This is a genomic window from Pantoea sp. SGAir0184, from assembly GCF_043544755.1.
Window position 1 is genome coordinate 2,295,225 of the sequence record NZ_CP028050.1, and the last position, 24,034, is coordinate 2,319,258.

Sequence of the window (24,034 nt, forward strand, 5' to 3'; positions counted from 1 at the left end):
AAGGTGAGATTATTTAGCAGCCTGACCTGCTTTCTCACCACTTTTGGCCAGCGATTCTTTAAGCTGACCCACCAGTTCACGACGGAAATCGCCGAGCCGCGGTTTGTCCTCCGCCAGCCACGGCAGCGGACGGCATAATTCCATCGCTTTGATCCCCAGTCGGGCGGTGAGCAGCCCGGCACCGATGCCCTGCGCCGCACGCGCCGAGAGACGGGCGGCGATGTCCTGCGACATCCAGTCCATACCCACTTCGCGCACCAGCTCTGACGCCCCGGCAAACGCCATATTCAGTAATACCAGCCGGAACAGCCGGATGCGACTGAAGTAGCCGAGTTCAATGCCGTAGATGGCCGCAATGCGGTTCACCAACCGCAGGTTGCGCCAGGCGATAAACGCCATGTCCACCAGCGCCAGCGGGCTGACGGCAATCATCAGCGTCGATTCTGCCGCGTGGCGGCTGATTTCGCGCCGCGCCTGACGATCCAGCACCGGCTGCACCAGCTGGGCATACAGCGTGACAATTTCGCGGTCGTTATGGGTTTCGTGCAGCGCCGCGTGCCAGCGCTGCAGCGCCGGATGCGCCTGATCCAGCTGCGCCTGGCGCGCCAGCTTTTCGCAAAACGCCCGGCCTTTGCCGATGCCATGGCTGGCCAGCAGCTCACGGCCCACGTCCCGCTCTTCCGCCCGCTGACGCAGACGATACAGCCGACGCCATTCGCCAATCAGCGCGCCCGCGCCAGCGGCGACAATCAGCCCACCGGCCACGCCGCTGCCCAGTGCAAACCAGTCGCGCGTCAGCCAGGCATCGTGCAGCCACTGGGCGCCCTGCGCCACCACGCTAATGCCAAAGATACCCAGCCCGACGCCCACCATTTTGCGCCACAGGCTGCGCTTCGGCCGCAGCGCGGCTTCCACCACTTTCTCGCCGGCGCCCTCTTCCAGCGGCTCCGCGTCAGGCGTCACCAGAAACCCCTGTTGCGCGTCGCTGCTAAAGGTGTGTGCCGCGCGCAGGGTCGGCTCCGCGGGCTCCTGCAGCGGGCGGGCAAAATCTATCCGTGGTTTGAGTGGCGTTTCATCGCTCATCGCAATTTATCTCCCAGTAAAAATTCCAGCGCAGCATCCATGCGGATATGCGGCAACGGCCGATCGACATCCAGCTGCTGCGGCCGGAACTGTTCAAACTGAAACCCCTGCTGCTGCCAGAAGCTGTTGCCCGGCAGGCGCGGCGGTACTTCGCCCGGGTAAAAAGTCAGCGGTTCACCGTCGGAGAGGCGATGACCGCGCAGCGCCGGTAATTTTTCTCCGCGATGATCCACCAGCCCGCTCTCGGTCGCCTGCACCGACGCCAGCCCCAGGCAATCCATGCTGATGCCTTCAAACGCGGCGTTCTGCCACGCGTCCTGCACCAGCTGCTGCAGCAGCGACACCATATTGGCGTGCTGATCGGCGGTGATGTGATCAGCCTTGGTGGCGGCAAACAGCAACTTATCGATGACCGGCGAGAACAGACGGCGGAACAGCGTGCGCTGGCCATAGTGAAAACTTTGCATCAGCTGGGTCAGCGCCAGCCGCATATCATTGAACGCCTGCGGTCCACTGTTGAGCGGCTGCAGGCAATCGACCAGCACGATCTGACGATCGAAGCGCAGGAAGTGATTTTTATAAAATCCTTTCACCACATGCTGACAGTAGTAGTGGAAACGCTGCTGCAGCATGGCGAAATTGCTGCCAGCCGGCGCCTGCAGCAGCTTGCCGGCCTGCTGTTCATCGACGTTGGGCCAGGGGAAAAACTGCAGTGCCGGCGCGCCAGCCATGTCACCCGGCAACACAAAACGTCCCGGCTGGATGAAGTGCAATCCTTCGGTTTTGCACTGATGCAGGTAGTCGGTCCAGGCGGCTGCGATCTCCGCCAGGCGGTTTTCATCGGCGGGCGCGAACGGGTCGAGGTCGGCACTCAGGCTGTGCCAGCGCGCGGCCCACTGCTGACGATCGCCCTGCAGCAGGCCGACCATCTGACGTGACCAGCTGAGATAATCCTGCGCCAGCATCGGCAGATCGAGCAGCCACTCGCCGGGATAATCGACAATTTCGAGGTAAAGGGTGGCGGTATCTTTGAAATGGCGCAGCAGAGACTGATCCGGCCGGTAGCGCAGCGCCAGGCGCATCTCGCTGACGCCGCGCGTCGGGGTCGGCCACATCGGCGGTGTGCCGTAAAGCTGGGCCAGCCCTTCGTCATAGGTAAAGCGCGGCGTACCCAGCTCTCGCTGGGGTACGCGCTTCACGCCCAGCAGCCGCTCTTCGCGCACCACGGAAAACAGCGGCAGACGCGCGCCGCTGTGGACATTTAGCAGCTGGTTAACCAGCGAGGTGATAAAGGCGGTTTTGCCGCTGCGGCTCAGGCCGGTGACGGCGAGGCGCAGATGACGATCCACGCCACGGTTCATCAGCCCCATCAACTCATTTTGCAGTCTTTTCATCGCTCTCCCTGATGAAACGTGCCGACAGGCGGTTAAACGCCTTGTTCAGCAACGGTTCCAGGGCGGCCGCCAGCAACAGGCGCAGCGGACGGCGCGCCACCGATTTCACTGCCCAGCCGGCCAGGCCGCCGGGCGCATAAGTTACTGCACTGATGATGATGAATTTTCCCGCCGACTTCAACGCAGGCGTTGCGCGGCGGCGCAGAGCAGTAAAACGTTGCGTATGCATAGCGCCTCTCTTAGAGCAGCGGACCCGCTGACGGGCCCGCGACAGGGATTAAATCTGGCGGAAACGGCTGCGTACGCTGAAGGTTTCTGAAGTCACGTAACGCTCGATATCGCGTACGTTACGCTCATCCGCGGTGAGGGTGTTCTCCAGCTCATCCAGCAGTTCGCGCGCTGTTGGTGTGCGCTCAGAGGGTGCATCCAGCGGTTTTTCATCCAGCACGTAGCCGAGGATAAAATAGGCGGTCACGGTGATCATAAACAGACCGAAAAACAGTGACAGCACCACAATCACACGCAGCAGCCGCACCGGAATATCCAGGTACTCGGCCAGCCCGGCACATACGCCGCGCACTTTGCCCTGCTGCGGAATACGCCACAGTTTGCGTCCGTTCATCATGGCTGCCTCCAGTTCGGGTGTTCGGCATCGAGGATCGCTTCCAGCGCCTCGACCCGGTCACGCATGCGGCGCGCTTCCTGCGTCAGCTGCTGCAGGCGCTGCAGGTCACCGGACGAAAGCGCCCCGCCGTTGCGTTTGTTGCTGTAGTGCAGCCATAACCAGATCGGTGCCACAAACAGCACGAAGATCGTTAACGGTATGGCCAGAAATAGTGCGCTCATTGACTCTCCTTTTTCAGTACACCCGGCAATCCGGGCCCGTTAGCAGGCCCGGGGCGATCACTCGCTGCGGTTCATTTTGGCTTTCAGCGCAGCCAGCTGCTGGCTGATTTCGTCATCGGCTTTCAGATCGGCAAACTGCTGGTCCAGCGTTTTGCTTTTACCGAAGCGCTGGCTTTCCGCTTCTGCTTCCATGTGATCGATGCGGCGCTCAAAAGATTCGAAGCGTGCCATTGCCTCATCCAGCTTGCCGCTGTCGAGCTGACGACGCACATCGCGTGACGATGAAGCCGCCTGATGACGCAGCGTCAGGGCCTGCTGGCGGGCGCGGGTTTCGCTGAGTTTTTTCTCCAGCTCGCCAATCTCGCCTTTCATGCGGTCCAGCGTCTCTTCAACGTGGCTGGCTTCCTGCTGCAGCGCGGCGATCAGGTCGGTCAGCTTCTGTTTCTCAATCAGCGCCGAACGGGCTAAATCTTCTTTCTCTTTACTCAGCGCCAGCTCAGCTTTTTCCTGCCATTCGGCCTGCTGAATTTCGGCCTGCTCAATACGGCGCAGCAGCTGTTTCTTTTCTGCCAGCGCGCGGGCCGAGGTGGAACGTACTTCCACCAGCGTGTCTTCCATTTCCTGAATCATCAGGCGTACCAGTTTCTGCGGATCTTCGGCACGCTCCAGCAGCGAGTTGATGTTAGCGTTCACGATATCGGCGAAACGAGAAAAAATACCCATAATGATGTTCCTCTGGTTGTCATGTCTTTACGCTCATGACTAATACAAGATGCGTGCCAGTTTTTAATGTGCTGATTTTACTGGGTTTGACTGTTTTACACGCGCCGCGCAATCCGTTAAGGTAGTGAAATTAATTAATCAGTGGTGAATTTCATCATGGCAAACGGCAAAGACAATCTGCTGGGCGAGTCGAATAACTTTTTAGAGGTGCTGGAACAGGTATCGAAACTGGCGCCGCTGGAGAAACCGGTGCTGGTGACTGGCGAACGCGGTACCGGTAAAGAGCTGATTGCCAGCCGCCTGCACTACCTCTCCGACCGCTGGCAGGGGCCGTTTATTTCGCTTAACTGCGCCGCGCTGAATGAAAACCTGCTGGATTCCGAGCTGTTCGGCCATGAAGCCGGTGCCTTTACCGGCGCCCAGAAGCGCCACCTTGGCCGCTTTGAGCGCGCCGATGGTGGCACGCTGTTTCTGGATGAGCTGGCCACTGCGCCGATGCTGGTGCAGGAAAAACTGCTGCGCGTGATTGAGTATGGCCAGCTGGAACGCGTTGGCGGCAATCAGTCGCTGCAGGTTAACGTGCGGCTGGTGTGCGCCACCAACGAGGATCTGCCCGCATTGGCCGCCGCCGGCCGTTTTCGCGCCGACCTGCTCGATCGCCTGGCGTTCGATGTTGTCCAACTGCCGCCGCTGCGCGAGCGCCGCAGCGATATCCTGGTGATGGCCGAGCATTTTGCCATTCAGATGTGCCGCGAGCTGGGCCTGGCGCTGTTTCCCGGCTTTAGCGAGCGCGCTCAGCTCACCCTGTTGCAGCACAGCTGGCCGGGCAACGTGCGTGAACTGAAAAACGTGGTGGAGCGCTCGGTGTACCGTCATCACAGCACCGAACAGGCGCTCGACACCATCATCATCAATCCGTTTGCGCCACGCAGTGCTCCTGCGGTAACCGAAGCGGAAGCAGAACCGCGTGAAAATGCCCTGCCGGCGCTGCCGCTGGATTTACGCCAGTGGCAAAACCAGCAGGAGTGCGCCCTGGTCGAAGCCAGTCTGCAACAGGCGCGATACAACCAGCGCCGCGCCGCTGAACTGTTGCGCGTCACTTATCATCAGCTGCGCGCGATGATGAAAAAACACGGGATCGAAGCACAGTAGGGTTTAACTGACGGGTATCGCTGCGGCAGCTGTCAGTTTTGCACGCCGGGTTGTCAGCTATGCGTGAGCCGCGTCCGGCAGGTTACTGCAGACTACAGGCAGACCTCAAGGAGACCCTCATGCTGACTCAACCTGCTGAAAAATATCGCCCGTGGCCTGTCATCAATCTGGCGGATCGCCAGTGGCCGTCACGCCAGATCACCCGCACGCCACGCTGGCTCTCAACCGATTTGCGCGATGGCAATCAGGCGCTGGCTACGCCGATGGACAGCGCGCGCAAATTAGCATTCTGGCAACTGCTGCTGCGCTGCGGCTTTAAAGAGATTGAAGTGGCGTTTCCCGCCGCCTCGCAAACCGATTTTGATTTTGTGCGCCTGCTGATTGAACAGCAGCACATCCCTCACGACGTCACTATTCAGGTATTAACCCAGGCGCGCGGCGATTTAATCGATCGCACCTTTGCAGCACTGCGTGACGCGCCGCAGGCGATTATCCATCTGTATAACGCCACCGCCCCGCTGTTCCGTGAGCGCGTATTTCGTCAGAGCAAAGCTGAGATCGTCGAGCTGGCCTGCGCCGCCGCGCGGCAAATCCGCGCACGCTGTGCGGCGCAGCCCGCCACGCGCTGGACCTTTCAGTACTCGCCGGAAACTTTCTGCTTTACCGAGCCGGAATTCGCGCTGGAAATCTGTGAAGCGGTCGCCGCCATCTGGCAGCCGGGACCGCAGCGGCCGATGATCATCAACCTGCCCGCCACGGTGGAAGTCAATACGCCTAACGTGTATGCCGACCAGATCGAGTATTTCTGTCGCCACTTCAGCCAGCGCTCGCAGGTGGCCATCAGCGTCCATCCGCATAACGATCGCGGCACCGGCATCGCCTGCGCCGAGCTGGCGCTGCTGGCCGGCGCCGATCGCGTTGAAGGCTGTCTGTTTGGTAACGGCGAGCGCACCGGCAACGTCGATCTGGTGACGCTGGCGCTGAATCTCTATACCCAGGGCGTGACGCCTGAGCTGGACTTTAGCGATATGCGCGAGGTGCTGGAAGTGGTGACGCGCTGTAACCAGCTGCCGGTCCATCCGCGCCATCCTTACGCCGGCGAACTGGTGTTTACCGCCTTCTCCGGCTCGCATCAGGATGCCATTCGCAAAGGCTTTGCCGAACGCAGCGCGCGTAATGAAGTGGTATGGCAAATGCCCTACCTGCCGCTCGATCCGCTGGACATCGGCTGCAGCTATGAAGCGGTGATCCGCGTGAATAGCCAGTCCGGTAAAGGCGGTGCCGCCTGGCTGCTGGAACAAAATCACGGCCTGCAACTGCCGCGCGGCCTGCAGCAGGATTTCAGCCGCTGCGTGCAGCAGCAGACTGATGCTCACGGCCAGGAGATGACGCACCACGCGCTGTGGCAGCTGTTCTGTCAGCAGTACGGCCTGCAACAGCCGCGGTGTCGCCTGCTGCAGGCGGAGAGCCATAGCGATGATCAGGGCGAGACGCGGATTAAAGCGCGCCTGCAGCAGGGTCCGCAGCAGCTGACCCTGGAAGGGCGCGGCAACGGTCTGCTGTCAGCGGCGGTGGCCGCGCTGCGTCAGCGCTTCGATCTGGCCGTAACCATTGAGGATTACCATGAACACACGCTGGGCAAACGCAGCGACAGCCGTTCGGTGTGCTATATCAGCTGCATCACGCCCCATGGCGAGCGTGCGTGGGGCGTGGGTATTGATAATGACGTAACGCGCGCCTCGCTGCAGGCATTGCTTAACGCGGCGGGCGCTTTTCTGCCGCCGGAAAATAGTTCGCTGGCGTAACGCCCAGCACGCGACGAAACATGGCGCTGAAGGCGCTCGGGCTGTCATAACCGAGATCGAGCGCCACGGCCAGCACCGTATCGCCCTGTGCCAGCCGGGTCAGCGCCACGCTCAGCCGGGCACGCCGCAGCCAGTCGCTAAACTGCAAACCGGTTTCGCGACTGAAATGGCGCGCCAGCGTCCGCTCCGCCACACACAGCTGCGCCGCCGCGCGCGCCAGCGTCCAGCTCTCGCCCGGTGACTGCTGAATCTGCTGGCACAGCGCCAGCAACCGGTCGCTGTGCGGCAGTGGCAGGCCAAACGGCAGCACGTCCATCACGCGAATCTCATCGAGAATCAGCTCGTAAATGCGCTCGGCGCGACTGCCAGACGCGTAATGCTCCGGCAGCGTGAGCGCGCTGACAATCAGCTCCCGCAGCAGCGGCGATATCTGCACCACCTGACAGCTGGCGGGCAGATCGGCGCGCGCCAGCGGATCGACAAACAGCGTGCGCGCCGCCACGCTGCCAACGATGTGCAGCGCATGACGCGTGCCGGCCGGCAGCCACACGCCGCGGCTGGGCGGCACAATCCAGCTGCCGTGTTGCGTTTCCACTTTCACCACGCCGCTCAAAGTATGTATCAGCTGCGCGCAGTGGTGATAGTGCCACGGCTCCGCATCGCCGTGCGCGTAATCGTGCGCATACGGCACCAGCGGACGCTGCGAGAAGTCAAAGTCGAGCCGCTGACTCATTTAGCGTTTCAGGTACTGATAAACCGCCGCCAGATCCTGCTCGCCATAACCGGCATCGACCGCCTGCTGCCAGACATCGACGATGTTTTCCAGCGCCGGCAGAGAAGCGTCGCCGGCGGCGTCCAGCGCCAGCCGCGCATCCTTCAGCGCCCAGATCAGATGCATCTGCGGGGTAAAGTCGCCGCTGGCAATCATGCCGAGTTTCATTTTGGCGTACGGCGCTGCCAGCGGACCGCCTTCCAGCACCTGCCAGAGATCGTCGGTAGTGAAACCAAACTGCTCTGCCAGCCGGGTGCTTTCGGCAAGACTCTGCATCAGGCCAATCAGCCAGCTATTCACCACCAGCTTCATGCGCGAGCTGGCACCGGCGGCACCCAGCCACTGCGTCCCTTTACCAATCGCGGCAAACACCTGTTCCGCCGCCTGGGCGCGCTGCCGGTCGCCGCTGGCCATCACCAGAATCTGCGCGTTCTCAGCCGGCGCTTTAGTACCGGAGACCGGCGCATCAATAAACACCACATCCGGCCGTGCGGCCGCCAGCTCGGCGATCAGCGCGTCGGTCGCTTCAACACCGATGGTGCCCATCTGCGCCACGGTAGCCCCCTGCTGCAGTGCGTTCTGCACCTGGTTAAGCGTGGCGCGCGTGGTAGCGCCGTCCGCCAGCATGGCAATCACCACGTCTGCGCCTTCCACAGCCTGCGCGGCGCTGTCGCTCAGCGTCAGGCCTGCGGCCACCAGATCTTCACCTTTGGCACGGGTGCGGTTCCAGCCGCGCACGGTAAAGCCCTTCTTCAACAGATTGGCGGCAAATGCGTGTCCCATCGCGCCTAATCCCAGTACCGCCACTACAGGTTGCTGACTCATGTTTTCTCCTTCTTCTTACCGCAGGCAAAACGATCACACTGACAGAAATTGGGGCTAACAGCCAGGCCAGAGGTGCGGTGAAAGGACATTTTTCACGCCACACTTAACAGGGTTCTGCCCTACTATTAACGCTTTTCAAACCCGCGCTAAAACGATTAACATACGCGCGATAAATGTCCCGATTGGTTCATTTCACGTCTTTTACGGTTATTAAAATGAAAATTGCTCTTTTGCGACAGGCGCCGTTGCTGATGCTGCCTGCACTCCTGCCGCTGCCGCTATTGGCGGCGGACAATGCCAGCAATACCCTGGTGGTAAGCGCCGCGCCCGCGGCCAGTGGACTCTCCGAGCTGGATACCCCGGCGGCGGTCAGCGTTGTCAGCGGCGACGATATGCGCCACGCCGCACCGCGCGTTAACCTGTCTGAAAACCTCACCAGCGTGCCCGGTCTGCAAATCCAGAACAGACAAAATTATGCACAGGATCTGCAGATTTCAGTGCGCGGCTTTGGTTCGCGTTCCACCTTCGGCCTGCGCGGCATTCGCCTGTACGTTGACGGCATTCCGGCCAGCATGCCGGATGGCCAGGGGCAAACCTCGAATATCGATATCGGTTCCATCGATCGCGTGGAAGTGCTGCGCGGTCCGTTCTCCGCGCTGTACGGTAACGCATCGGGCGGCGTGATCAATGTGGAAACTCAGCGCGGCCAGCAGCCGACCACGCTGGAAGCCAGCAGCTGGTACGGCAGCTACGGCAGCTGGCGCAACAGCGTGAAAGCGAGCGGAGCCACCGGTGATGGCAGCCATGCCGGCGATGTTGACTATACGGTGTCGGCTTCGCGCTTCACCACCCACGGCTATCGCGACCACAGCGCCGCGCAGAAAAACCTCGGCAATGCCAGGCTTGGCGTGCGCATTGACGATGTCAGCACCCTGACGCTGCTGTTCAACAGCGTTCACGTTGAGGCGCAGGATCCGGGCGGCCTGACGCCGGATCAGTGGCGTGATAATCCGCGCCAGGTGGCCAGCAACGTCACGCTGTACAACGCGCGTAAAACCGTCGACCAGACCCAGGCGGGCCTGCACTACCAGCGCCAGATGAGCGACAACGACGATCTCAGCGTGATGCTCTATGCCGGTGAGCGCGAAACCACCCAGTATCAGTCCATCCCGCTGGCGACCCAGCTGAAAGCCGGCTATCCCGGTGGTGTCATTTCACTGGCGCGCCACTACCAGGGCATTGATACGCGCTGGACGCACCGCGCGACGCTGTTGACGCTGCCGGTGACCCTGACCGGCGGCCTCGACTATGAGACCATGAGCGAGAGGCGCAAAGGCTATCAGAACTTCACCCGCAGTGACGGCGCCACCGACTACGGCGTGCAGGGTGATCTGCGCCGCAACGAGCGCAACCTGATGTGGAACCTCGATCCCTATCTGCAGACTGCGTGGCAGCTGAGCGATCGCTGGTCGCTGGACGCCGGCGTGCGCTTCAGCACGGTCAATTTCGATGCTAACGACTATTACGTGACCGCCAGCGACCCGGATGACAGCGGCAATCGCCGCTATCACCGCTGGCTGCCTGCGGCCTCGCTCAAATACGCGATTGATGATGGCTGGAACGCCTATGTTTCCGCCGGTCGCGGCTTTGAAACGCCGACGCTCAATGAACTCTCCTACCGCGCGGCGGATCAGGCCGGGCTCAATCTCAACCTGCAGCCGGCCACCAGCAATACCGTGGAGCTCGGCAGCAAAAAACGCCTCGGCAACGGCCTGCTGACCGCCGCGCTGTTTCAGACCGATACCAAAAACGAAATCGTGTCAGACAGCAGTTACGAAGGCCGCACCAGCTACAAAAATGCCGGTGAGACGCGCCGCCGTGGCCTGGAACTCGGGCTCGATCAGCAGTTTGGCTATGACTGGCACCTGAAAGCTGCGTGGACGCTGCTCGACGCGCGCTACCGCAGTAACGCCTGCGGCAGCGACAGCTGTGACGGCAAGCGCATCCCCGGTATAGCACGCAATATGGCCTATGCCGGACTGGCCTACGCGCCGGAGCAAGGCTGGTATGCCGGCGGCGACCTGCGCTACCTGAGCGACATTGCGACCAACGACCAGAATGATGTCAAAGCGCCGGCGTATACGGTGGTGGGACTGAACAGCGGCTATAAATGGCTGGTGCAGAACTGGACGCTGGATCTGTTTGGCCGCGTGGATAATCTGCTCGATCGCCACTATATCGGCTCGGTCATCGTTAATGAGAGCAATGGCCGGTATTACGAACCCGCACCGGGGCGTAATTACAGCGTCGGCCTGACGCTGAGCTACGCTTTCCAGTAATCTAAAGCGGGCACCGGCGCACGTCGGTGCCTTATTCAGGTGCGATAACGCGCTGAGCCGACAAATTTCGAAAATTGCTCACTCCAGATTTGCACGGCGCAATATTCCTGCGGATCGATGCCTTCCGGCAGCGATTTAATAAAATCACCAAAGTTATTTAAATCGCCAATTAACGCCGACTGATGCTTTATTTGCAGAAATGAATGCTGATCAAACGCCTGAGTTTTGGTGAGGTAAATTTTATAGTGTGGCCCGGGGGCAATTTCCCCCTCAAAGGCGATAACGTTTTCATTGAGATAGACCTTGCCGCTGGCCCAGTAAAGCGCATCACTGCCCGGCTGATGGCGATCAAACTCACCGCTATATAGCGCTTGCTGTTTCACCATATTAACCTCCTTTTGCGTGGCATTCACTTCCGCGGTAATTAACGGTGACAGCACCAGACCTAAAGTAATACCGGTGCCCAAAAAAAACAGACTGGCGATGAGATAAAGCACGTTTAATTTTTTTAGCATCCCTACCTCCCTGCAGCAGAATAGCGCTGTATTTCTCTACCTGATCCTGCTGCTCACTGGTGTTAATAAAAACGTAAAGTCAGGCTAAATATTGGTTATCGTGTTGCTGTGCATACTGTGACAGTAACCAGCGCTGTTACAACCAACTCTCAACGGCGGCAGGGAAAGCGAGGCGCAGCAGAATAACCCGCGGCAGCGAGCAGCAAAGATAAGGGCCGGCAGCACCAGCCCTGCAGGGAAAAGATCAGTTCAGCAGCGCGAGGATTTCGTCAGTGGTGCCGGTTTCACCGAGGCGCGGGAAGATGCGCTCAATGCTGTTATGGTGGGTTTCGGCGTTCAGGCAGCTCATCGCATCAGTCGCCAGCGTAACGTTGTAGCCCAGCTCGTATGCCTGACGCGCCGTGGATTCCACGCCGATACTGGTGGCAATCCCGCACACCACCACCTGCGTCACGCCACGCTGCTGCAGCTGCTGGTGCAGATCGGTATTGTGGAACGCGCCCCAGGTTTTTTTCGTTACGCTGATATCGCCCGGCTGCGGTGTCATTTCCGGCACCAGCACCGCCCAGTCTGCCGGCAGAGCAGCATCGTGACGCGGCTGCTGATTGCGGCCCGGCGCGCCGCCCGCCACGTTCACCAGCACCACCGGCAGCTGTTTCGCGCGAAACGCCTGCGTCAGCTGCGTGGCGCGTGCAATCACTTCATCCGGATGGCGCGGCGTAACCGGCAGGCGGACGATGCCGTGCTGCAGGTCGATGACAATCAGGGCGGTTTGGGCATCTAACGTGGTGACAGCCATAGTGAGTCCTCTCAAATTAGTGGTCAGCGAGTCGTTGCAGTAAGGGAATGGCGGCCAGCAGCGTTTGCTGCTCCTGTGGGCTGAGCAGGCTGCTGATACTGTGCAGCAGCCAGTCGTCACGCTGGGCGCGATTGCTGGCGATGAGCTGCAGGCAGGCAGAGGTAGGCTGATAACGGGTTTTGCGGCCATCCTGCGCATCGGCCACGCCCTGTACCAGGCCCAGCGTCTGCAGGCTGGCGACCGTGGCACTCATCGACTGGCTGCGCACCCCTTCGCGCGCGGCCAGCTCGGTCACCGTCATTGCGCCGTCGCGCACCAGGTACCCCAGCACGGAAACCTGCGGCCAGGTGAGATCGCCCGGCGGGGCCGATTCACGCAGGCGGCGCATCAGTTTGCCATTGATGCTGCGTAACGCGGCAGCGGCGCTAATCAGCTCGCTCATCGCCCTTCTCCTTTACAGATGAGACCGCAGTATATAAATACGCAGGTAAACTGTGTAGTTTGCCTTCGTATCAATTTGTAATTGCGCATCCCGCCGCTCAGCTGCGCTGCAAATAGTGTATCAGGCTATGAAAGCGCAACGCGCTGGCCAGCGGATTGCGGTAGCTGTGCGGCTGATCGGCGGCAAACTGGCTGGCCTCGCCGGCCTGCAGGCGACGCCAGCTGCCCGCCATGCCCAGCAACAACTCACCTTCCAGCACCACCACCTGCTCAATCACCCCGCTTTCGTGCGCTGACGAATCGCTTTGCGCGCCCGCCGCCAGCGTCACTTCCAGCAGATCGAAGCGCAAACGCGCGTCATACGGCAGTAGCGGCTTCACCTGCATTTGTGCATTGGGCTGGCTGAAGGTCGCCACATCGCCCGACGGCTGCGCCCCACTCTGCACAAAAAAGGAGAACGGCACATTAAAGCCGGTGGCGATTTTCCATAGCGTGGCGATCGTTGGACTCGACTCGCCGCGCTCAATCTGACCGAGCATGGCTTTACTCACGCCGGTGCGCGCCGCCGCCAGCGTCAGGCTCCAGCCATTGGCCTGACGCAGCTGCTTCAGTGCCTGGCTGAGATGTTGATGCAGATTTTCCATGAATTCTCCTGAAAAGCGGGCGCGCAGTGTACCACTTGTGCGCGCCATACCGTGCGTGCCACAATGTGCGTTATAACGCACAACAGGATGTGATTCCATGACCACTGCAACTGTTCGTCCGGCTTTTTCCTTTCCGATGCTGATTTCCGGCCTGATCGCCGTGCTGGTCGGCTACAGCAGCACCGCGGCGCTGATCTTCCAGGCGGCGCAGGCTGCAGGCGCCTCACCGGCGCAGATTGGCGGCTGGCTGTCGATGCTGGGCGTGGGCATGGGGCTGGCGTCACTCGGTCTGTCGCTGTGGACGCGAATGCCGGTGCTCGCCGCCTGGTCGACGCCGGGTGCCGCGCTGCTGGCCACCAGCGTGCACGGCCTGACGCTGAATGAAGTGGTCGGGGTGTTTGTCGCTACCAATCTGCTGATTGTGCTGAGCGGCGTGACCGGACTGTTTGCCCGGCTGATGAACCATATTCCCCAGTCGCTGGCGGCCGCGATGCTGGCGGGGATTCTGCTGCGTTTTGGCATCGGCACCTTCAGCGGCTTACAGGATCATTTTGCCCTGTGCGGCAGCATGTGCCTGGTGTGGCTGCTGGGCCGCCGCTGGCTGCCGCGTTATGCCATTCTGCTGGCGCTGGTGACGGGCGTACTGGTGGCGCTGGGTCAGCGCGCTATTCACTTTCCGCCTCATGCGCTAACGCTGAGCGTGCCGGAATTTATCATGCCGCACTTTAATCCTGCCGCGCTGATTGGCGTCGGCTTGCCCTACTTTCTGGTGACCATGGCCTCGCAGAATGCGCCCGGTATTGCCACGCTGCAGGCGCATGGCTACCGGCCGCCGGTCTCCGCGCTCACCGGCTGGACCGGCCTGATCGCGCTGCTGCTGTCGCCGTTCGGTGGCTTTTCGGTGTGTATTGCGGCGATCACCGCCGCGATCTGCATGGGCGATGATGTCGATCCGGACCCGGCGCGCCGCTGGGTGGCTTCCGCGCTGGCGGGCGTGTTCTATCTGCTGACCGGCTTTACCGGCGCGCTGATCGCCGTGATGCTCAGCGCATTGCCGCCGGTGCTGATCGCCACGCTGGCCGGTCTGGCACTGCTGGCCACGCTGGCGGGCAGCCTGCAGCGCGCGCTGGCGGAACCGGCGCAGCGCGACAGCGCCATCGTGGCATTTCTGATCACCGCCAGCGGCATCTCCCTGCTCGGCGTCGGTTCGGCGTTCTGGGGCCTGATCGGGGGCGTCCTCACCCATTTGCTGCTCAGCCCGCGCCGGAACGGTTAACATTTCACCACCCCGCGTACCGTGGAGGGAATAACGCCCTGTTTTCCCCCCTTTTTCCCCCGTTTGATTGCGGCGCATTTGGCTTAAGATCACTACCATCGCCCATCACACCCGATGTTTGGCTTCAGATAACCACCGATAAGGGCCCAACGAGTGGCAAAAACTTTTCTGCGCAGCGGTAATCTCGACGCGTTACTGGCACTGGGGGAGAACGGCCAGCCGGTCTGGGCTTCTGCCCTGCAAATTCGCGAAACGTTACGTTTGCGCCGCCAGACGACACTGGCCAACTGCCTCGCGATCCCGCAGGCCAACGAGCGCGGTGACCGCCTTGACTGGTACGCGCCATTCAGCGGCAAAGTGAAATCCTGGCTGGCGGCCAGCGATCGCGAAAAGCGTCAGGCGCTGGATCAGCTCACCCTTAATCAGCAGGATTTGCAGGCGCTCAGCCTGCGCGCCCGGGATGCCGACAATCCGGCGATGCGCCTGTTTGGGGCGCTGCTGGCAAAGACGCTGCAGTTTCCCGATCAGCAATACGTCTATCTGGTGGATGGCAAGCCGGTGATCACCTTCTGGGGCTTCGTCGACCCGCAGGCGCGCACGCGTGATGATGCGCTGGCCTGCCTGCGCGACAGCCTTGATGAAGAGCTGCCGCCGCTGGTGGTGCCCGCGCCGGAGCCAGAAAGGGCTGCCGCACCTGAACCGGTTGCGGCCCCCGTTGTGGCGGAGCCCGAGCCGGAACTGCTGGCGGAACCCGAACCACAGCCCGAACCCGCACCGCTGAGCGTTGTCGCCGACGCGCCCGCGCGGAAGAAATCCGCACTGCGCCCGCTGCTGCTGGTGCTGCCTCTGGCCGCTGCTGCTGCAGCGGGCGTGGCCTTCTGGTTACACGACGCGCCGGTCCGGCCGGCAGAAACCGAAACCGTGCCAGTGGTTAGCGCCGCGCCTGCGCTTGCCCCGGCGATGCTGGCGAAAGCACAGACGCTGGCCGCCACGCTGCCGCACAGCAGTGCGACAGTGACGCCTGCGCCGGCACCGGCTGCCCCACCGGCACCGCCGGAGGTCGTAGCGGAACATACCGAACCGGCCAAAGCGGACGATCTGGTGATGACGGCCGATGACGCGCGCCTCGGCTCGGTGAAATTTATCAATGGTACCTGGCGCGTGACGCTGCGTCAGACCAATCTGCCGACCGGCAAGCCGCCGAGTCTGCGCTATCAGATCCGCAACGGTAAAGGCAGCGCAGTGATTACCCAGGGCGACAATATTCGCTGTAAAGCCGATGTCACCGCCGCCATGACCAGCGCCGGCACCATGGTAGTGCGCAGCCGCTATACTGCCAGCTGCAGCGATAAATCACGCTATCGCATGCCGGAGCTGGTGTGCAAAGCCGGTGATGGCATTGCCAGCTGTACGGCGCAGTATGGCGCCGATCAGGTGTTCCCGTTGACGATTAAGCGTGAGAGTAAGTAACCATGTTGGCTCCCCTGATTGATGACAAACAGAAAATCACGCTGATCGAAGACAGCGGTGTGCAGTTTCTTGATTTTGGTCTGCGCCTGCCCGCGCTACAGGCGCGGCGGCAGTTTGTGCGCCAGACCGCCAACGGCCCGCTGCTGCGTCTCAACGTTGATGGCAACAGCGGCAAGTTTCTGCTCTATCCGCAGGATGGCGGTGCCGCTGAGGTGGTGCGTCCGGAAACCGATATCGCGCTGGCCGATTCCCTGACGCTGCTGGCCGGGCAGTGGCTGCCGCTGCCGGTGCTGCGCTGTTCCAGTGGCCGTCGTTTCATCGGTGGCCCGGATAACTGGGCGCGTCTGCGCCTTGCGCCGCTCAGCCAGCCCGACGCGGCGGGCAATACCCATCGCATCACCCTCGCCTTCGATACGCGCCTGGTGGCCGACACGGACGGCGGTGAGCAGCTGGGGTTGAGCAAAGCCGATGCGCAGAACGGCGTCAGCTTTGCGCTGGCGTGGCACAACTATGAACTGGGCGAGTTCCTCGACCTCACCTGGGTTGACGGCTGGCTGCGCGAGACGTTCAGCCAGCAGGTGTATGCGCTGGAATCACGCCGCGAGCAGGAAGTAAACCAGGCGCTGCGCGAATTTGAATATCAGGCGCACTATCTCAACGTGCTGGAACTGCTGGGCGAACAGCTCGATCTGGCAGAAATCACTATCCAGGCGGCCTCACCGCAAACGCCGGCGGTCAACGTGGATATCATTCTCGACGTCGGCAACTCGCATACCTGCGGCATTCTGGTGGAAGATCACCCCGAAGAGAGCAACGGCCTGCGCCAGACCTATGAGCTGCAGCTGCGCGATCTGTCGCAGCCGCACCAGGTCTACAACGAGCTGTTCGACAGCCGACTGGAGTTTGCCGAGACGCACTTTGGCAAAGCCAACTTCTCGCTGGAGAGCGGTCGTGAAAACGCGTTTATGTGGCCCTCACTGACCCGCGTCGGTCGCGAAGCCAGCCGCCTGGCGCTGCAGCGCGCCGGCACTGAGGGCAGCACCGGCCTCTCCAGCCCGCGCCGCTACTTATGGGACGAAGCGCGTTATCAGCCCGGCTGGCGCTTCAACGCCAGCGGCGGCAGCGACGAGCCGCAGGCCACCGCGCTGCCGTTTACCCTGTTGCTCAACGATGAGGGGCAGCCGCTGCATGCCCTGCCGGAAGATGACCGCCTGCCGGTGTTTTCTGCCAGCTACAGCCGCAGCTCGCTGATGACCTTTATGCTGTGTGAACTGCTGGCGCAGGCCATGATGCAGATGAACAGCGTGGCCCAGCGCCAGCGTATGCCGCAAAGCCAGGCGCCGCGCCAGCTGCGTCATGTGATCCTGACGCTGCCGTCGGCCATGCCGAAGCCGGAGCGGGAAATTTTCCGTCGCCGCATGCAGGAAGCCATCGCGCTGGTGTGGAAAGCCGAAGGCTGGCATCCGGCCGACGCCGCGTTTGACGCCGCAAGCCAGGCACACAGCCTGCGGCCGGTGCCGGATGTGCAGATGGAGTGGGATGAAGCCACCTGCGGTCAGATGGTGTGGCTGTTTAACGAAACCCAGGTGAATTTTGCCGGTCGCGCGGAAGATTTCTTCAGCAGCATGGCGCGCCCGGATCGCCCGCGCGAAGCGGATGAGCTGCCGGGCAAAAGCCTGCGCATCGCCTCGATTGATATCGGCGGCGGCACCACCGACCTCGCCATCACCCAGTATCGTCTGGATGATGGTCAGGGCAACAACGTGAAAATCACCCCGCGCCTGCTGTTCCGGGAAGGGTTTAAAGTGGCCGGCGATGACATTCTGCTGGACGTGATTCAGCTGTGGATCCTGCCCGCGCTACAGCAGAGTCTGCAAAAAGCCGGCCTGGCGCTGGCGGAACCGCTGATGAACAAGCTGTTTGGACACGACAGCCGCATGGACGGTCAGGCCACGCTGCGTCAGCAGGTCACCCTGCAGCTGTTTATTCCGCTGGCGCAGGCGGTGCTGGAGCGCTATGAAAACTGGAATCCGCTCGACAGCCACAGCGAAATTAACGCGCTGTTTGGCGAGCTGGTGCCGCAGAAGCCAGCCAGCAGCGTGCTGGCGTTTGTCAACGGAGAGATTCAGCGCACGCTCGGCGGCGACAGCCGTTTCGATCTGCTTGACGTGCCGCTGGTGGTGAGCATGGCGCAGCTGCATGCTGAGTTCCTGCAGCACCGGATGGCGATCATCCCGGCGCTGCGCGCCATGTGCGAAGTGGTTTCCCTCTATCAGTGCGATGTGCTGCTGCTGACCGGTCGCCCGTCGCGCTTCCCGGGCATTCAGGCGCTGGTGCGTCATTTGCAGCCGCTGCCGGGCAGCCGCATTTTGTCGCTGGAGGGGTATCACACCAGCGACTGGTATCCGTTCAACAAACAGGGACGCATTGATAACCCGAAATCCACCGCGGCGGTCGGTGCCATGCTGTGTCTGCTGGCACTCGATCTGCGTCTCAGCAGCTTCTGGTTCCGCGCCGGCGATTTTGAACCCTACTCGACCATTCGCTATCTTGGCGTGCTGGATGAAAACGCCACGCTGAGCGATGACAATCTGTGCTACAGCGAGATTGATCTCGACAGCCACAGCTTCGCGCTGGACCGTAAAAGCAGCTTCCGCATTCGCGGTAACGTCTGCCTCGGTTTCCGCCAGCTGGAGAACGACCGCTGGCCGGCGACACCGCTCTACAGCCTGAGCATTACCGATCCGCAGCTGGCGCGCCAGGTAGCGGGCGAAAGCGTGCTGCGCATCAGGCTGGCGGTACAACCGGGCCCGGATAATCTCGGCCCGGAGCGGCTGGTGCTGAGCGAGGCGCGCATGGACGATGGCACGCGCGTGCCGCTGGAGCAACTGAGTCTGAAACTGAATACGCTGTCGGCCACCGGCAACGCCAATGCGCAATACTGGATCGACAGCGGGAGCGTGTGTAAACGATGAGAACTGCCAAAAAAGCCACGCCGGCGACGCCTGCTAAACGCCTGGGCCTGCTGCAGGAGACGGTTGACGGCGCGCTGAACTGGGTGGAGAGCCACCAGGCGCACTCGCCGCGTCTGGCGCTGGAAGCCGATACGCTGCGGCTCCAGCTGCGTCGCGCCCGCGTTGAAAGCCACGCGCTGGCACGACAGCTGGCGCGGCCGGTCACCCTGGCGCTGTTTGGTCAGTCGCAGGCGGGTAAAGCCTGGCTGCTGAGTGAAATGGTCGGCGACGCGCAGGGCCAGCTGATCGCCCGTCTCGGCGACAAAACCCTGAACTATTTTCAGCACATCAATCCCGGCAATCTCGATTTTGCCATCGCCACCCGTTTCAGCCATCAGCGTGAAGCGCAGTCTGGTGCGTGGCCGCTGGAGATGACGCTGCTGAGCGAAGCCGAGCTGATTCGTCTGATGCTGGCCTGTGCCAGCGCAGACACCCAGCCGGATAGCGCGGCGATTGATGCCGCGCTGCAGCGCCTGCAGCGCCATCGCCAGAGCGAGATGCAGCCCGGCCTCGACAGCGACGCGCTGGTGACGCTGTGGGCGTGGCATCGCCGCCAGCCCGACCACGCCGAGGTGCTGGACCGTCATTTCTGGCCGCAGGCGATTGAGCTGGCACCGTGGCTCAACGTGGACGACCGCGTGCAGCTGTTTGCGCTGCTGTGGCCGCAGCGTCCGGCGCTGAATGAAACCCTGCGCAGCCTGCTGCATCTGCGCCATCAGCTGCGGCACGCGCCGCGCGTGCTGGCACCGCTCAGCCTGCTGGTGGATGACGCCTCACTGCCCGCTGAAAAGCTCATCGGCCATGACGCCGACCTGAACGAATTGATTGAAGTGTGTCCGGTTGTCGCCAACCGCGTGGGCAAACCGCAGTCAGTACCGCTCGGCTGGCTGGCGCTGCTGACGCTGGAAATCACCCTCCCGCTCAGTTCGACGCCGCGTCAGGCGCTATATGACGAAGCCGATATGCTGGAACTGCCCGCGCCGGGCACGCCCGCCGACCGCGATCAGCAGGATGAGCGCGCAAGGCTGCAGGCGCGTGATGCGCTGCGCGCCAGTCTGCTGGAGCAGAAACGTGCCCTGCTGCCGGGCTTCTATGCCGCCCGTCAGGGCATCGATTTAATGCTGATTTGTACCGCCGCCAGCCAGCGTCAGGATGCGGATCTCGCCGCCAGCGCGCTGCGCGAGTGGCAACTGCAACAGAGCGCGACGGCCAGCGCAGACAAGCCGCGCCTGATTTGGGCGATTACGCCGCACGATGCGCGCTATCAGCAGTCGCAAATCAACGTCGATGAAGCGGTACAGCGGCAGATTGGTCAGCCTGGCCAGAGCTGGGGTTCCATGCTGGCGCGCGATCGCGCCGGCGTCGACCGCATGAGCAGTTGGCTGCAGGATGAGATGCAGCCGGAGGCACGGCGCGACCGGCTGGCGCTACAGCTCAGCACGCTGCAGCAGAAACTGGTGGAGCGTCTGCAGCCGTGGACCGAAGCCAGCGCCACGCCGGAACAGGCGGCGCGGAAACAGGCCATCGCCGATACGCTGCTGAAGTGTTTACAACATCGCACCGGCCTGCACGGCGAGCTGCTTGAGCGTTTACAGCCGTCGCGCGAAGCGGTGCGCCAGCTGTGGCTGAGTCAGAGCCACGGCAGCACGCCGTCCACCGGCGGCCAGCCAGCCGCGGTGGAGCAGAGCTATTTTGGTATTGGTTTTGAGTTTGATCTGTTTAACGATGAGCCGGTAACCACCGCCGAACCGCGCAGCAGCAGCGGCCAGCGCGATCAGCAGTTTCCCCAGCAGGTGTTCGCGCTGTGGCTGGCGCACCTGCGTCAGCTGCCGGAGAGCCAGAGCCTGCTGGCGCTGCTCAACGTTGATAAGCCGACGCTGGAACTGCTGGTGGAGGAGCTCATCACCGCCAGCTTCCGTCTGCAGGTGCTGAGCAAACTGCAAAGCGCGCTGAACGAAACGGAGACGCAGGCCAGTGCCCATGAAGCGCGCACCGATCGCCAGGTGTCGCGTGCCATGACGGTGCTGGGTGACTTTGTCGCCTGGCTCGGCTTCCTGCAGCGGGATGAACGTGAACGGCCGCAGAGTCGCGTCAATCGCGGCAGCCCGATTTTCGCCCGCCCGCCGGCGCCCAGCGTCAGCTTTTCTTCAGGCCAGCGTCTGACGCGGCTGTCTGCCGCGCCGGCTAATCACACCGCCTATTACATTTATGACTGGCTGGTGGGGTTAAATTCGCTGATCGTCGAGAATAACGGCTACACCGGCGGCGGCGATTTGCCGGCCAGCGCACGCCAGACGCTGGCGATTATGCTGCTGCCGCTGCACGCGTAGTCAGTGAGTAATCAGGCGCAGCTCACCCGCCAGCTGCTGCGCCGCCTCTTCCAGCAGCGCCAGCACCGGGGCAAACTCCGCACTGGCGCTGACCTCGGCGACATGCTGCAAATGCAGCGTTGCCGGCAGCGCCATGCCGCCGGTTAGCCAGTCCCACAGCGCATCCAGATTGTAGCCAAAACGTTCACCGCAGCCGCTCTGATCGACCAGCGCCTGATAAAAGGCCTGGCGCGTATCCAGCGTGCGAAAATCAAAATGGAGTGTCAGCATAGTCAGGGTACCGGCGTGAAGCTGCGATAGTGATCGGTGGTGAGAAAGATCAGCCCATCAGAAGAGTAAAGCAGACGATCGGCATCGCGGTGGCCGCAGTCGTAATTGACGTCCGCCTCATACCACTGCCGCCCCGCCTGCATCGGCAGCCGCCGTTCGCGGTTACTGAAGCGATCGCCGCCAATCGCCCGCCCTGGCAACACCTCACACAGGTTGCCCTGCGCCGGGTTCCAGCCCTGACGACGTGCCGCGCTTTTGGTGAGATAAAAATCAGGCAAACGGTGATGCTGCTGCAGCCAGCGCGCCACGCGATGTGCATCGGTCAGTTGTGCAATATCCGTCTGTTTTTCTGGCGCAGTACCGCTCAGATGGGGCTTCAGCCCGATCCAGCAAACCACCAGCGCAAACAGTAATCCAATCCAGAGTTTTTTCGACATAGTGACATCCTGAAAGGCAGGACGCCGATAATAGCAGGTTTCAGGCGGGGAAAAACGCGGGCCAGCATGGCTGGCCCTGGCGGAGGTTTACTGCTGCATCGCGCTCGGGGTGTGCGCGGCGTGACGACGCCATGCGCCCGGTGCCACGCCATACTGGCGCTTGAAGCTGCGGTTAAACGACTGCTGTGAATCGAAGCCCAGCGAAATGGCCACGTTGAGGATCGGTTCGTTGGTGGTGGTCAGGCGGTCGGCCGATTTTTTCAGCTTCTTGGCCCGGATGTACTCACCCAGCGGATAGCCGGTGTGCTCTTTAAACATACGCTGCAGGTGCCACTTCGAATAGCCGGCGCGCCCCGCTACGGTGTCCAGATCCAGACGTGCTTCAATGTTGTTATCAATCCAGTCGATCAGATCGTGAATAAAAGCGTCGCTCATCATCCCATTCTCTCCCGTCGCCATGGCGAACAGTATCAGTATCAGTTGCAATTACACTTTAAGGGTGACTGACTATCGCACTTAATGCAAGTTTTATTATTGCATTAAATGCCGCACTCGCCGTAGGGGCTTTCGCTACCTGTTACGAATTGATCAAAACCGCACATAAAGTGTATCAGATATTCTTGCAGATGCAGTTCGCCCAAGCCTACACTCCTGTGGTTTTAATGCAATCTTAAAAGTTGCAGATTTTTCGTACGTCTCCTTTCTTTTTCACCAACGCGGAATAACAACAATGCATCTGCAAACATATGGGGTTCGTCGGGCCGTAAGCCTGTCAGGAGTGATGTTGCTGGGAAGCCTGCTGGCCGGTTGTGATCGCGGTGTGGCGCAAAACGCGCCGCCGCCTCCGCCCGAAGTGAGTGTCGCGCAGGTGGTGCAACAAAAAGTCAGCCAGTGGGATAGCTTCAATGGCCGCATTGAAGCGGTGCAGAGCGTGCAGCTGCGTCCGCGCGTCTCGGGCTACATCGATCAGGTTAACTATCGCGAAGGCGATGAGGTGAAGAAAGGTCAGGTGCTGTTTACCATTGATGACCGCACCTACCGCGCCACGCTGGAGCAGGCGCAGGCCGAACTGGCCAGCGCGCGTAGCCAGGCGGCGCTGGCCCGCAGCGAGTCGGCCCGTACCGACAAGCTAATCGGCACCCAGGTGGTGTCGCGCGAAGAGTGGGAACAGCGTCGTTCGACCGCCAGTCAGGCGCAGGCCAGCGTGCTGGCCGCCCAGGCGGCAGTCGATATGGCGCAGCTGAACCTCGACTTTACCCGCGTCACCGCGCCGATCGATGGTCGCGCCAGCCGGGCGATGATCACCACCGGTAACCTGGTGACCGCCGGCGACAGCGCCAGCGTTCTCACCACGCTGGTTTCGCAGGACCGCATGTATGTCTACTTTGACGTCGACGAAGCGATTTATCTGCAGTACCAGGCGATGGCGCGTCAGGGCCAGAACCGCGGTTCGCTGCCGGTAGAGATTGCGCTGACCGGCGAACAGGGCTATCCGCACCGCGGCACCGTCGATTTTCTCGATAACCAGCTGACCGCCAGCACCGGCACCATTCGCATGCGCGCCACGCTCGACAATCAGCAGCGTCAGTTTACCCCAGGCCTGTTTGCCCGCGTGCGGCTGCCGGGCAGCGCAGAATTTAACGCGCTGCTGGTCGACGACCGCGCGGTACTGACCGACCAGGATCGTAAATACGTTTACGTGGTTGATGCGCAGGGCAAAGCCGAACGCCGCGATGTTCAGCTGGGCGATCTGGCTAACGGCCTGCGTATTGTGCAGCAGGGTCTGAAGCCAGGTGACAAGGTGATTGTCAACGGTCTGCAGAAAGTGTTCATGCCCGGTATGCCGGTAAAAGCGCAGCCGGTGGCCATGCGCTCCGCTCAATAATAATCGAGACTGCC

Annotated in this window: 23 protein-coding genes; 8 read left to right on the forward strand and 15 right to left on the reverse strand. The window is 61.6% G+C overall.

Annotated features, from left to right (window positions below; genetic code table 11):
* Nucleotides 1-9 precede the first annotated feature (9 nt).
* The 6 genes from C1N60_RS10760 to pspA are packed head-to-tail and all read right to left on the reverse strand — an operon-like array spanning nt 10 to nt 4,046.
* Nucleotides 10-1,083, reverse strand: a complete 1,074-nt coding sequence (locus tag C1N60_RS10760) for a YcjF family protein (protein ID WP_394520827.1) — start codon at nt 1,081-1,083, stop codon at nt 10-12.
* Nucleotides 1,080-2,477 carry a YcjX family GTP-binding protein gene (locus C1N60_RS10765; RefSeq protein ID WP_264441290.1) on the reverse strand — a complete coding sequence of 466 codons (1,398 nt, stop codon included), beginning with the start codon at nt 2,475-2,477 and terminating at the stop codon, nt 1,080-1,082. The genes C1N60_RS10760 and C1N60_RS10765 overlap by 4 nt, the downstream gene beginning before the upstream one ends.
* The gene (pspD, locus tag C1N60_RS10770) at nt 2,458-2,706 is read right to left on the reverse strand and encodes a phage shock protein PspD (protein ID WP_394520828.1); all 249 of its coding nucleotides are present in this window, start codon (nt 2,704-2,706) and stop codon (nt 2,458-2,460) included. Before pspD ends, C1N60_RS10765 begins: the two co-directional genes overlap by 20 nt.
* A 48-nt stretch (nt 2,707-2,754) precedes the next feature.
* Nucleotides 2,755-3,102, reverse strand: coding sequence for an envelope stress response membrane protein PspC (gene pspC, locus C1N60_RS10775; RefSeq protein ID WP_058758492.1), 348 nt, complete (start codon nt 3,100-3,102; stop codon nt 2,755-2,757).
* Complete coding sequence (pspB, locus tag C1N60_RS10780; protein WP_058769745.1) at nt 3,099-3,323, reverse strand: envelope stress response membrane protein PspB; 225 nt, start codon at nt 3,321-3,323, stop codon at nt 3,099-3,101. The genes pspC and pspB overlap by 4 nt, the downstream gene beginning before the upstream one ends.
* A gap of 57 nt (nt 3,324-3,380) precedes the next feature.
* Nucleotides 3,381-4,046: a phage shock protein PspA gene (gene pspA / locus C1N60_RS10785; RefSeq protein ID WP_058758491.1), complete on the reverse strand. Its 666-nt coding sequence runs from the start codon at nt 4,044-4,046 to the stop codon at nt 3,381-3,383.
* Nucleotides 4,047-4,202: 156 nt separating this feature from the next.
* On the opposite strand from pspA, the gene pspF reads away from it, so the two are divergent.
* Together pspF and leuA are read left to right on the forward strand one after the other, a co-directional pair.
* The gene (gene pspF / locus C1N60_RS10790; protein ID WP_394520829.1) at nt 4,203-5,198 is read left to right on the forward strand and encodes a phage shock protein operon transcriptional activator; all 996 of its coding nucleotides are present in this window, start codon (nt 4,203-4,205) and stop codon (nt 5,196-5,198) included.
* A 119-nt stretch (nt 5,199-5,317) separates the two neighbouring features.
* On the forward strand, nt 5,318-7,003 hold the full coding sequence (leuA, locus tag C1N60_RS10795) for a 2-isopropylmalate synthase (protein ID WP_336698849.1): 1,686 nt from the start codon (nt 5,318-5,320) through the stop codon (nt 7,001-7,003).
* Here the strand turns inward: leuA and C1N60_RS10800 are convergent.
* Nucleotides 6,954-7,736 (reverse strand): AraC family transcriptional regulator, encoded by a 783-nt coding sequence (locus tag C1N60_RS10800; protein ID WP_059008734.1) that lies wholly within the window; start codon nt 7,734-7,736, stop codon nt 6,954-6,956. The genes leuA and C1N60_RS10800 overlap by 50 nt on opposite strands.
* Nucleotides 7,737-8,600, reverse strand: coding sequence for an NAD(P)-dependent oxidoreductase (locus C1N60_RS10805; RefSeq protein WP_058780610.1), 864 nt, complete (start codon nt 8,598-8,600; stop codon nt 7,737-7,739).
* 215 nt (nt 8,601-8,815) lie between these two features.
* Between C1N60_RS10805 and pqqU the strand changes: the two genes are divergently transcribed.
* Nucleotides 8,816-10,939, forward strand: coding sequence for a TonB-dependent receptor PqqU (pqqU, locus tag C1N60_RS10810; RefSeq protein WP_394520830.1), 2,124 nt, complete (start codon nt 8,816-8,818; stop codon nt 10,937-10,939).
* A gap of 35 nt (nt 10,940-10,974) precedes the next feature.
* On the opposite strand, the gene C1N60_RS10815 is transcribed toward pqqU, so the two are convergent.
* From C1N60_RS10815 to C1N60_RS10830, 4 genes are all read right to left on the reverse strand, one after another.
* A complete protein-coding gene (locus C1N60_RS10815; RefSeq protein ID WP_215480271.1) occupies nt 10,975-11,454 on the reverse strand; it encodes a DM13 domain-containing protein in 480 nt (159 codons plus the stop codon).
* Nucleotides 11,455-11,698: 244 nt separating this feature from the next.
* Nucleotides 11,699-12,253, reverse strand: coding sequence for an isochorismatase family protein (locus C1N60_RS10820; protein ID WP_058758482.1), 555 nt, complete (start codon nt 12,251-12,253; stop codon nt 11,699-11,701).
* Between the two features lie 16 nt (nt 12,254-12,269).
* Nucleotides 12,270-12,695, reverse strand: a complete 426-nt coding sequence (locus C1N60_RS10825; RefSeq protein ID WP_394520831.1) for a MarR family winged helix-turn-helix transcriptional regulator — start codon at nt 12,693-12,695, stop codon at nt 12,270-12,272.
* 97 nt (nt 12,696-12,792) lie between these two features.
* Nucleotides 12,793-13,338 (reverse strand): helix-turn-helix domain-containing protein, encoded by a 546-nt coding sequence (locus tag C1N60_RS10830; RefSeq protein WP_150361061.1) that lies wholly within the window; start codon nt 13,336-13,338, stop codon nt 12,793-12,795.
* 97 nt (nt 13,339-13,435) lie between these two features.
* Here C1N60_RS10830 and C1N60_RS10835 point away from each other — a divergent pair, with 97 nt between their 5' ends.
* The 4 genes from C1N60_RS10835 (at nt 13,436) to C1N60_RS10850 (ending at nt 21,428) form a co-directional block, all read left to right on the forward strand.
* Entirely contained in the window at nt 13,436-14,614 is a 1,179-nt protein-coding gene (locus C1N60_RS10835) for a benzoate/H(+) symporter BenE family transporter (RefSeq protein WP_021506148.1), read from the forward strand.
* Nucleotides 14,615-14,767: 153 nt separating this feature from the next.
* A complete protein-coding gene (locus tag C1N60_RS10840; RefSeq protein WP_132462645.1) occupies nt 14,768-16,084 on the forward strand; it encodes an SrfA family protein in 1,317 nt (438 codons plus the stop codon).
* Nucleotides 16,085-16,086: 2 nt separating this feature from the next.
* The gene (locus tag C1N60_RS10845; RefSeq protein ID WP_021506150.1) at nt 16,087-19,059 is read left to right on the forward strand and encodes a virulence factor SrfB; all 2,973 of its coding nucleotides are present in this window, start codon (nt 16,087-16,089) and stop codon (nt 19,057-19,059) included.
* Complete coding sequence (locus C1N60_RS10850) at nt 19,056-21,428, forward strand: virulence factor SrfC family protein (RefSeq protein ID WP_394520832.1); 2,373 nt, start codon at nt 19,056-19,058, stop codon at nt 21,426-21,428. The genes C1N60_RS10845 and C1N60_RS10850 overlap by 4 nt, the downstream gene beginning before the upstream one ends.
* Here C1N60_RS10850 and C1N60_RS10855 read toward each other — a convergent pair whose 3' ends face one another.
* The 3 genes from C1N60_RS10855 to C1N60_RS10865 all read right to left on the reverse strand — a co-directional run bounded on the left by C1N60_RS10855 (nt 21,429) and on the right by C1N60_RS10865 (nt 22,573).
* Nucleotides 21,429-21,698: a barstar family protein gene (locus tag C1N60_RS10855; RefSeq protein ID WP_394520833.1), complete on the reverse strand. Its 270-nt coding sequence runs from the start codon at nt 21,696-21,698 to the stop codon at nt 21,429-21,431. It abuts the gene before it with no gap.
* Between the two features lie 2 nt (nt 21,699-21,700).
* Nucleotides 21,701-22,135 (reverse strand): ribonuclease domain-containing protein, encoded by a 435-nt coding sequence (locus tag C1N60_RS10860; protein ID WP_021506153.1) that lies wholly within the window; start codon nt 22,133-22,135, stop codon nt 21,701-21,703.
* An 87-nt stretch (nt 22,136-22,222) separates the two neighbouring features.
* Nucleotides 22,223-22,573 carry a helix-turn-helix domain-containing protein gene (locus C1N60_RS10865; protein ID WP_021506154.1) on the reverse strand — a complete coding sequence of 117 codons (351 nt, stop codon included), beginning with the start codon at nt 22,571-22,573 and terminating at the stop codon, nt 22,223-22,225.
* A gap of 292 nt (nt 22,574-22,865) precedes the next feature.
* Between C1N60_RS10865 and C1N60_RS10870 the strand changes: the two genes are divergently transcribed.
* Nucleotides 22,866-24,020 (forward strand): efflux RND transporter periplasmic adaptor subunit, encoded by a 1,155-nt coding sequence (locus C1N60_RS10870; protein WP_031279145.1) that lies wholly within the window; start codon nt 22,866-22,868, stop codon nt 24,018-24,020.
* Nucleotides 24,021-24,034: the final 14 nt, after the last annotated feature.

What these genes read in the sequence shown, in the direction of transcription:
- pspF (WP_394520829.1), top strand. Translation starts at nt 4,203, where the DNA reads ATGGCAAACGGCAAAGACAATCTGCTGGGCGAGTCGAATAACTTTTTA.
- pspB (WP_058769745.1), bottom strand. Translation starts at nt 3,323, where the DNA reads ATGAGCGCACTATTTCTGGCCATACCGTTAACGATCTTCGTGCTGTTT.
- C1N60_RS10850 (WP_394520832.1), top strand. Translation starts at nt 19,056, where the DNA reads ATGAGAACTGCCAAAAAAGCCACGCCGGCGACGCCTGCTAAACGCCTG.
- C1N60_RS10760 (WP_394520827.1), bottom strand. Translation starts at nt 1,083, where the DNA reads ATGAGCGATGAAACGCCACTCAAACCACGGATAGATTTTGCCCGCCCG.
- pqqU (WP_394520830.1), top strand. Translation starts at nt 8,816, where the DNA reads ATGAAAATTGCTCTTTTGCGACAGGCGCCGTTGCTGATGCTGCCTGCA.
- pspC (WP_058758492.1), bottom strand. Translation starts at nt 3,102, where the DNA reads ATGATGAACGGACGCAAACTGTGGCGTATTCCGCAGCAGGGCAAAGTG.
- C1N60_RS10820 (WP_058758482.1), bottom strand. Translation starts at nt 12,253, where the DNA reads ATGGCTGTCACCACGTTAGATGCCCAAACCGCCCTGATTGTCATCGAC.
- C1N60_RS10805 (WP_058780610.1), bottom strand. Translation starts at nt 8,600, where the DNA reads ATGAGTCAGCAACCTGTAGTGGCGGTACTGGGATTAGGCGCGATGGGA.
- C1N60_RS10865 (WP_021506154.1), bottom strand. Translation starts at nt 22,573, where the DNA reads ATGATGAGCGACGCTTTTATTCACGATCTGATCGACTGGATTGATAAC.
- leuA (WP_336698849.1), top strand. Translation starts at nt 5,318, where the DNA reads ATGCTGACTCAACCTGCTGAAAAATATCGCCCGTGGCCTGTCATCAAT.
- C1N60_RS10860 (WP_021506153.1), bottom strand. Translation starts at nt 22,135, where the DNA reads ATGTCGAAAAAACTCTGGATTGGATTACTGTTTGCGCTGGTGGTTTGC.
- C1N60_RS10825 (WP_394520831.1), bottom strand. Translation starts at nt 12,695, where the DNA reads ATGAGCGAGCTGATTAGCGCCGCTGCCGCGTTACGCAGCATCAATGGC.
- C1N60_RS10835 (WP_021506148.1), top strand. Translation starts at nt 13,436, where the DNA reads ATGACCACTGCAACTGTTCGTCCGGCTTTTTCCTTTCCGATGCTGATT.
- C1N60_RS10815 (WP_215480271.1), bottom strand. Translation starts at nt 11,454, where the DNA reads ATGCTAAAAAAATTAAACGTGCTTTATCTCATCGCCAGTCTGTTTTTT.
- C1N60_RS10845 (WP_021506150.1), top strand. Translation starts at nt 16,087, where the DNA reads ATGTTGGCTCCCCTGATTGATGACAAACAGAAAATCACGCTGATCGAA.
- C1N60_RS10870 (WP_031279145.1), top strand. Translation starts at nt 22,866, where the DNA reads ATGCATCTGCAAACATATGGGGTTCGTCGGGCCGTAAGCCTGTCAGGA.
- C1N60_RS10855 (WP_394520833.1), bottom strand. Translation starts at nt 21,698, where the DNA reads ATGCTGACACTCCATTTTGATTTTCGCACGCTGGATACGCGCCAGGCC.
- C1N60_RS10800 (WP_059008734.1), bottom strand. Translation starts at nt 7,736, where the DNA reads ATGAGTCAGCGGCTCGACTTTGACTTCTCGCAGCGTCCGCTGGTGCCG.
- pspD (WP_394520828.1), bottom strand. Translation starts at nt 2,706, where the DNA reads ATGCATACGCAACGTTTTACTGCTCTGCGCCGCCGCGCAACGCCTGCG.
- C1N60_RS10765 (WP_264441290.1), bottom strand. Translation starts at nt 2,477, where the DNA reads ATGAAAAGACTGCAAAATGAGTTGATGGGGCTGATGAACCGTGGCGTG.
- pspA (WP_058758491.1), bottom strand. Translation starts at nt 4,046, where the DNA reads ATGGGTATTTTTTCTCGTTTCGCCGATATCGTGAACGCTAACATCAAC.
- C1N60_RS10830 (WP_150361061.1), bottom strand. Translation starts at nt 13,338, where the DNA reads ATGGAAAATCTGCATCAACATCTCAGCCAGGCACTGAAGCAGCTGCGT.